Source organism: Massilia sp. UBA6681 (genome assembly GCF_002454935.1).
Taxonomy (GTDB): Bacteria; Pseudomonadota; Gammaproteobacteria; order Burkholderiales; family Burkholderiaceae_D; genus Telluria; species Telluria varians.
On the sequence record NZ_DKJX01000004.1, the window covers coordinates 25637 to 32674 of the forward strand.

Below are 7038 nucleotides of genomic sequence, written 5' to 3' on the forward strand. Positions count from 1 at the left end.
TCCGGCGCCCCTTATACCATCAGCTCCAGCTGAGGTCGGTCTTGCTCAGTGGCAGCTGCCGCACCCGCTTGCCGGTCGCGGCAAAGATCGCGTTGCACACGGCCGGCGCCAGCGGCGGCAGGGCGGGCTCGCCCAGGCCCGTCACCGGATTATCGGTCTTGATGAAGTGCGTCTCGATCCTGGTCGGGGTGTCCGGCATGCGCAGCAACCCGTAATCGTGGAAGTTGCTCTGCACGATGCGGCCCTTCTCGATGTTCAGCTCCGGGAACATCAAGGTCGACAGGCCGTCGATGACCGAGCCTTCCACCTGGTTCTCGGCGCCCGACAGGTTGACGATCTGCGAACCGACGTCGGCCGCCACCACTACCCGGTCCACCTTCAGCTTGCCCTCGCGAGACACGGTCACTTCGGCCACCTGCGCCACGTAGCCGCGGTGGCTGAAGTGGAAGGCGATACCCTGGCCCTGGCCGCGCGGGAAGCTCTTCTTGCCCCAGCCGGCGCGTTGCGCCACTTCGACCAGCACGTTGCGCATGCGCTTGACGTCGTAAGGCTGGCCGCGTTCGAAGCTGGCCGGCACCAGGTCCTTGCTACCCAACAGCTCGAGGCGGAACTCGAGCGGGTCGCGTCCGCCGGCATGCGCCAGCTCGTCGATGAAGCTGTGCAGCACCCAGGAGAACACGCAGCTGCCCGGCGCGCGCCAGGGGCCCATCGGCACCCGGGTTTCCAGCATGGTCTGCTCGAACAGGCAGTTCTCCAGCCAGCGGCCCGGGAATTCGTCGCTCGAGAGGTTGCCGCCGCTGCCCGGTTGCAGGACGCTCTTGCCCTCGCGCTCGACGCGGTTGGCGAAGGTGACGAAATGGTTGTGCCAGGCCACCGCCTTGCCGGCAGCATCCACACCGCCGCGCAGGAAGTGGAAGCCGCCCGGGCGGAAGTGGTCGTGCTGCAGGTCGTCCTCGCGGGTCCAGGTCAGCTTGACCGGCGTCGCGACCCGCTTCGCGATGGCGGTCGCCTCGACGATGAAGTCCGAGCTCAGGCGGCGCCCGAAACCGCCGCCGCTGCGGATGATGTGGAGGAGGATTTTTTCTTTCGGGATGCCGAAGGTCGATGTCACCAGGGCCTGGCCGGAGCCCGGATTCTGGGTCGGCGCCCATAGTTCCAGCGCGCCGTCTTCCTTGAACCAGGCGGTGCAGTTCTGCGGCTCCATGCTCGCGTGCGAGATGAAGGGGTAGCTGTAGGCCGCTTCCACCACCTTGGCGGCCTTGCCCAGTGCGCCCGGGACGTCGCCGTCCTTGCGTACCGTGGCGGCGCCGGCCTTGCTGGACGCCGCCTGGGCCTGGGCCGTGAAATCGGCCCAGCTGTGGTTCGCGCCTTCGCCTTCGTCCCACGTCACCTGCAGCTCGCGGCGGGCGCGCAGCGCGGCCCAGGTCGAGGTGGCGACGATCGCCACGCCCGGGCGCAGGCCGTTCAGGTTGCTGGTGCCTTCGACGATGAAGGCATCCTTCACACCCGGCATGGCCTTGATCGCATCCAGGTTGGCCTTGACGGGCTTGCCGCCGAAGACCGGGCACTTGGCATACACCGCGTACAGCATGCCGGGCAGGCGTACGTCGATGCCGAACAGCGGACGGCCAGCAACGATGGCCGCGTTGTCCACGCCGCCGATGCGGGTGCCCAGCAGCTTGTAGGTGGACGGGTCTTTCAGCACCACGCTCTTCGCATCGGGCACCGGCAGCTTCGACGCCGCTTCCACCAGGGCGCCGTAGGCGAGGCGGCGCTTGCTCTGGCCGTGGACGACGGCGCCCTTGGCCGCTGCGCATTCGGAGACCGGCACGCTCCAGGTATTGGCCGCGGCCTGCACCAGCATCATGCGGGCGGCGGCGCCGAGGCGGTGGAAGTTCTCGTAGTTGTTCGGGGTCGAGGTCGAGCCGCCGGCGCCCTGCGGGCCGTACAGGGCGGGGTCGAGGTCGCCCTGGACGACACGTACGTCCTTCCAATCCACCTCGAGCTGTTCGGCGATCACCATCGGCAGCGAGGTCTTGATGCCTTGCCCGATCTCGGGCTGCTTCGAGATGAGCGTCACGCGTCCGTCACGGCCGATGCGAATGAAAGCGTTCGGGGTGAAATCGGCGCTGGCGGCCGTGTTCGCGGCCGCCGCCAGCACGCCTTCGGCCGACATGCCGAGCATGAAGGCGCCGCCAACGGCGGAAGTGCGCAGGAAGCTGCGGCGGGAAGGGGAGGTCGGTGCGCTCTTCAGTCGGCTCATTTCTTGCCCTTTGCGGTGGAAGCGATCTCGGCGGCGCGATGGATGCCGGCGCGGATGCGCGTGTAGGTGGCGCAGCGGCACAGGTTGCCGGCCATCGCTTCGTCGATCTGCGCATCGGTCGGCTTCGGGTGCTGCTTCAGCAGATGGCAGGCGCTCATGATCTGGCCCGACTGGCAGTAGCCGCATTGCGGCACGTCGAGTTCCTGCCAGGCCAGCTGCAGCGGATGCTGCGCCTTCGGGTCGAGGCCCTCGATGGTGGTGATCTTCTGCTTGCCCAGGCTGGATACCGGCGTCAGGCAGGCGCGCGCCGGCACGCCGTCGATGTGCACGGTGCACGCGCCGCACTGGCCGAGGCCGCAGCCATACTTGGTGCCGACCAGGCCGAGGCTGTCCCGCAGGGCCCACAGCAGCGGCGTGTCGGGTTCGACCTCCACGGCCTGCGTCTTGCCGTTGATGTGCAGCGTGTATTTACTCATGCGGAGCCTCGTGGTTTGCGGGAAAGAAATAAGAGCGAATCCGACATGCTAATCCAATCGAACGGTCTGAACAATATTGACCGGGTGCCTGTCTAACGGAGCGGTATGGATACAAGGAACGTGTAATACTTTGTCATCCTGCTGATCCGTTTCGTGATATTTCATGACCCAACAAGGTCCACGCCTGGCATCGGCGAACCTCAAGCTGCGGCTGGCCTCGGTGGCAGCCATACTGGTGTTCGCTGCCACCCTCCTGGTAACGCTCTCGACGCTGTCGGTGGCCGAGCGCGACATGAAGGGCGTGATCGGCGACCAGCAGTACACCCTGCTGTCCGGCGCGGCCTCCTTCATGGACGACCGCCTGGCCGAGCGGCTGGGGCAGGTCGAAGCGCTCGCTGCCGGCATTCCGCCGCGGCTGCGCACCGACTGGACCGGGCTGCGGGCTTTCCTTGCCGACCAGATGAAGCTCTGGGACGCCAACGAATACCTGAACCTGGTGGTCTTCGATGCCGACGGCGAGCTGCGCCTGTCGGTGCGCGAATTGCCCGGGGCGGCGTCCCTCAACGCGCGCGGCACCGATTACTTCGAGCGCACGCTCCAGACGCGCAAGGGCGTGATCTCGCGGCCGATCCGCAGCCGCCTGACGGGCAATCACATCGTGGTCTTCAGCGCGCCGGTACTGGACGAGTCGGGCAAGGTGGCGGCGGTGCTGACCGGCAGCGTGGACCTGCGGCGTTCCGGCTTCCTGCGCCAGATCAGCACCCTCAAGCCGGGCAAGACCGGCTACCTGTTCCTGATGACGGCCGAGGGCATGGTCATCGACCATCCCGACGAATCGCGCCTGTTCCAGCACGTCGGCAGCACGCCCGGCGTGAACCAGGGCACCGACCGCGCCCTGGCCGGCTTCGAGGGCTGGCTCGAAACCGAAAGCAAGGACGGCATCGATTCGATCTACGCCTACAAGCGCCTGCGCTCCACCGGATGGATCCTGGCGGCGCGCTATCCGAGCGCGGAGGCCTTTGCGCCGATGGACAGGATGCGCCACAACGCCTTCTTCAGCGCCGGCGGCCTGGCGCTGGCTGCCGGCCTGCTGGCCTGGGTGCTGGTGTTCCGGCTGCTGGCGCCGCTGCAGGACCTGCGCGACAACGTCGCCGCGATTCGCGAGGACGGCGCCGACATCGACGTGCTGCGCGACGGGCGCAAGGACGAAATCGGCGAACTGGGGTGGGCCTTCCATGCGCTGATGGCCGAGCGCGAGCTGGCCGAGAACCACCGGGCGGCCAGCGAGCGGCGCCTGCGCATGATCACCGACAACCTGCCTGTCCTGATTTCCTATATCGACCGCCATCACTGCTTCCGCTTCGGGAACGCCACCTATGAAAAGTGGTTCGGCATCACGCCCGAGCAACTGGTCGGGATGCCGGTGGCGAAACTGCTGGGTGCGGAAACCGAGGCGGACATCTCGCCGCACCTGGAGCAGGCCTTCGGCGGGCAGGCGGTGACGCACGAGGTGCGCATTCGGGTGCAGGGCGAACCGCGCATCCTGCAGGCCACCTATATCCCGGACCAGCAGCCGGACGGCAGCGTGGCGGGTGCGTACGCGCTGGTGCACGACATGACCCACGTGAAGGAAGTCGAGGAGCAGCTGCAGCAGCTGGCGCGGGTCGACACCCTGACCGGCATCGCCAACCGGCGCATGTTCGGCGAGACCCTGCACCACGCGCTCGACCGCGCGCGCCGCAGCGGCAAGCCGCTGGCCCTGGCCTACCTGGACATCGACCATTTCAAGAAGATCAACGATACCCATGGACACGGCATCGGCGACGAAGTGCTGAAGGAGTTCGCGCGCCGCCTCAGCGCCGGCGTGCGCGCCACCGACACCCCGGCGCGCCTGTCGGGCGACGAGTTCGTGGTCATCCTCGAAGAAATCGGCACGCGCGTCGAGGCCGAGCACATCGCGGGGAAGATCGTGGAAAGCATGCGGGTGCCGTTTCGCACCAGCTCCGGTCCGGTACAGGTCTCGACCAGCGTCGGCGTGGCGCTGTCGCAGCCGCGCCAGCCCCAGGAGCAGCTGCTGGCGGCGGCCGACAGCGCGCTGTACCTGGCGAAGGGGCAGGGCAGGAACGGCTACGCCTTCTTCGAAGGCTGAGAACCTACAAGCCCTGCGGATAGGTCTCCGGCGGCTCGTCCGAATGCCAGCCGCCCGTCGCATCCAGCGGCGTCACCGCGCTGCTGCGGTCGATGTGGATCACCGCATCGAACTGGCGCGGCAGCTGGGCCATGAAGTAGTGGCTCTGGCGCTCGGTGCGCGGCAGGTAGAGCACGCCGATGGCGCGTTCCAGCCGTTCTTCCATCAGCAGGTCGCGCGCCGCGCCGGGCTCGCGCAGCGGCAGGAAGAAGCGCTCCATGCCGACGCTGTGCAGCAGGTGTTCGTAGCTGCCGGGCATGCCGGGCCGGACGTGCTTGTGTTCGGCAGGGCCGTCCCATTCCGATGCCGCCGTCACCCGGCCGTCATAGGTGGTGAAACCGATCAGGCAGACATCCTGGCCATAGGCCTTGCGCGCCAGCTCGCCGACGTTCCATTCGCCCTGGCGCCCGATCTCGGTGGCGCGCGCGTCGCCGATGTGCGAGTTGTGCTCCCAGACGACGATCTTGGCCGGCTTGCCCTCGCGCGACAAGTGCCGCGCGAGCGCGTCGAGGGTTTCGGCCATGTGGCTGTCGCGCAGGTTCCAGGACGAGATGCGCCCGCGGAACATGGTGCGGTAGTACTCCTCGGCGTTCTTCACCAGGCGCGCGTTCTGCTGGGCGTAGAAGAAGGCATCTTCGGCGCTGGCGCCGTCGGCCTGCATGTAGTCGAAGGCGCGCTGCTGCAGATCCTGCAACGCCGCATTGACGCCTTTCTGGCATGACTCGGACAGGCCGACGCTGGCCGCATAGCCGTAATGCTGGCTGTCCTGGTCGTAGTGGTCGAAGCAGGCGTAGCGGCGCCGGGTTTCCTCGGCGGCGACCGGGTCGACTCCTTCCAGGTAGCGCACGACTTCCTGGATCGAGGTGAACAGGCTGTACAGGTCGAGCCCGTAGAAGCCGGCCTTGGCTTTGCCGCCCCCGGCGCCCGCGGCGTCGTTGCGCTCCCGCAGCCACTCCACGAAAGCCAGTACCGAGGTATTCCTCCACATCCAGGCGGGAAAGCGTTCGAAGCCGGACAAGGCGGCGCGCCCGTCGGCGTCCGCGCCTTCGCCGCGCACGTAGCGGTTGACGCGCCAGGCGTCCGGCCAGTCGGCTTCGACCGCCACCGCCGTGAAGCCCTTTTCCTCGATCAGGCGCTGGGTGATGCGCGCGCGCTCGTCGTAGAACTCGGCGCTGCCATGGGTGGCTTCGCCGAGCAGCACGAAGCGCGCATCGCCGACGAGCTCGAGGAGCGGGTCGTAGTCGGACGCGCTGCCCGTGAGAGGCCGGGCGGCCGCACGCAGGACGCCGGTTTCGTGGTCGGTGACGCTGGCCATGGACGCATCGCCTCGCTCAGTGCAGGTAACGGCTGCCGGACTGCTCGCTTGGGGGGATCATCGGCGCCTGGCCATGCTCGTCCTGCGGGTTCATCTGCGGCAGCCGGGCCGGCATGTTGTCGCTGACGCGGTAGGTCTTGTCGCGCGTGCCTTGCCACAGCAGGGCCAGGCCGGCCAGTCCGATCAGCAGGCCGCCCGGAGAGCGGCGCATCAGGCTGAGCAGGCCCAGCACGCCGCCGCCCACCAGGGCCGGATGGGCTCCTTCGAGATAGTCGGGGCCGCGCTCGTCCCGGGCGCTGGCGCGCGAGCCGCGCAGCCACGCGGACAGTCCGCCGCGCGCACGCTGCCCGGCCTCGAGCTCGCGGGCCGGCTCGTAGCGCTTGTAGCGCGCCGGCGAACGGCTGGTATCGGATTCGTAGCCGCGCATGCTGCTGCCGTCGGCCGCGGCCCGGGCGCGCTCGCGCACGCGTTCCGCACTGTCTTCCAGGCGGTGGGTCGCCTCCTAGGAGTGCGGGTCCTGGGCCGGGGAGGAGATGATCTCGGTGGCCTGCACGCGGTCGGCGCCGATGCGCTGGGCAATGTCACGGTAGACGTTGGTGGTGGCGACCACCTCAATGGCATCGGGGTTCTGCTGCTCCTGCGGGGACTGGGCGCTGCCCTGGGCGCACCCGGCCAGGATCAGTGCGCCCACCGGCAGCAGCAGAAGCGTCGGGGTCAGGTGGCGTGCGGTCACGGGGGGGTCCATTCCCAAAAAAAAACAAATAAAAAAATTTTTAATTAAAATAAAAAAAGGTTG

6 protein-coding genes are annotated in these 7038 nt (G+C 67.9%); 1 reads left to right on the forward strand and 5 read right to left on the reverse strand.

Annotated elements, in window-relative coordinates:
• Positions 1-19: 19 nt before the first annotated feature.
• Both B2R83_RS01005 and B2R83_RS01010 read right to left on the reverse strand, forming a co-directional pair.
• Positions 20-2263 carry a xanthine dehydrogenase family protein molybdopterin-binding subunit gene (locus tag B2R83_RS01005; RefSeq protein WP_292037814.1) on the reverse strand — a complete coding sequence of 748 codons (2244 nt, stop codon included), beginning with the start codon at positions 2261-2263 and terminating at the stop codon, positions 20-22.
• On the reverse strand, positions 2260-2739 hold the full coding sequence (locus tag B2R83_RS01010; protein ID WP_027863559.1) for a (2Fe-2S)-binding protein: 480 nt from the start codon (positions 2737-2739) through the stop codon (positions 2260-2262). Before B2R83_RS01010 ends, B2R83_RS01005 begins: the two co-directional genes overlap by 4 nt.
• A 163-nt stretch (positions 2740-2902) precedes the next feature.
• On the opposite strand from B2R83_RS01010, the gene B2R83_RS01015 reads away from it, so the two are divergent.
• Positions 2903-4888, forward strand: a complete 1986-nt coding sequence (locus B2R83_RS01015) for a diguanylate cyclase domain-containing protein (RefSeq protein ID WP_292037815.1) — start codon at positions 2903-2905, stop codon at positions 4886-4888.
• A gap of 4 nt (positions 4889-4892) precedes the next feature.
• Here the strand turns inward: B2R83_RS01015 and B2R83_RS01020 are convergent, their stop codons facing one another.
• From B2R83_RS01020 to B2R83_RS01030, 3 genes are read right to left on the reverse strand one after another with little or no spacing between them, the layout of a single operon-like run.
• Positions 4893-6242: an erythromycin esterase family protein gene (locus tag B2R83_RS01020; RefSeq protein ID WP_292037817.1), complete on the reverse strand. Its 1350-nt coding sequence runs from the start codon at positions 6240-6242 to the stop codon at positions 4893-4895.
• Between the two features lie 16 nt (positions 6243-6258).
• Positions 6259-6708, reverse strand: coding sequence for a hypothetical protein (locus tag B2R83_RS01025; protein WP_292037818.1), 450 nt, complete (start codon positions 6706-6708; stop codon positions 6259-6261).
• Between the two features lie 36 nt (positions 6709-6744).
• Complete coding sequence (locus B2R83_RS01030; RefSeq protein ID WP_292037820.1) at positions 6745-6975, reverse strand: hypothetical protein; 231 nt, start codon at positions 6973-6975, stop codon at positions 6745-6747.
• Positions 6976-7038: the final 63 nt, after the last annotated feature.

Bases quoted from the DNA above. Each gene is read 5' to 3' on its own strand.
- B2R83_RS01005 (WP_292037814.1), bottom strand. From the start codon at position 2,263: ATGAGCCGACTGAAGAGCGCACCGACCTCCCCTTCCCGCCGCAGCTTC.
- B2R83_RS01020 (WP_292037817.1), bottom strand. From the start codon at position 6,242: ATGGCCAGCGTCACCGACCACGAAACCGGCGTCCTGCGTGCGGCCGCC.
- B2R83_RS01010 (WP_027863559.1), bottom strand. From the start codon at position 2,739: ATGAGTAAATACACGCTGCACATCAACGGCAAGACGCAGGCCGTGGAG.
- B2R83_RS01015 (WP_292037815.1), top strand. From the start codon at position 2,903: ATGACCCAACAAGGTCCACGCCTGGCATCGGCGAACCTCAAGCTGCGG.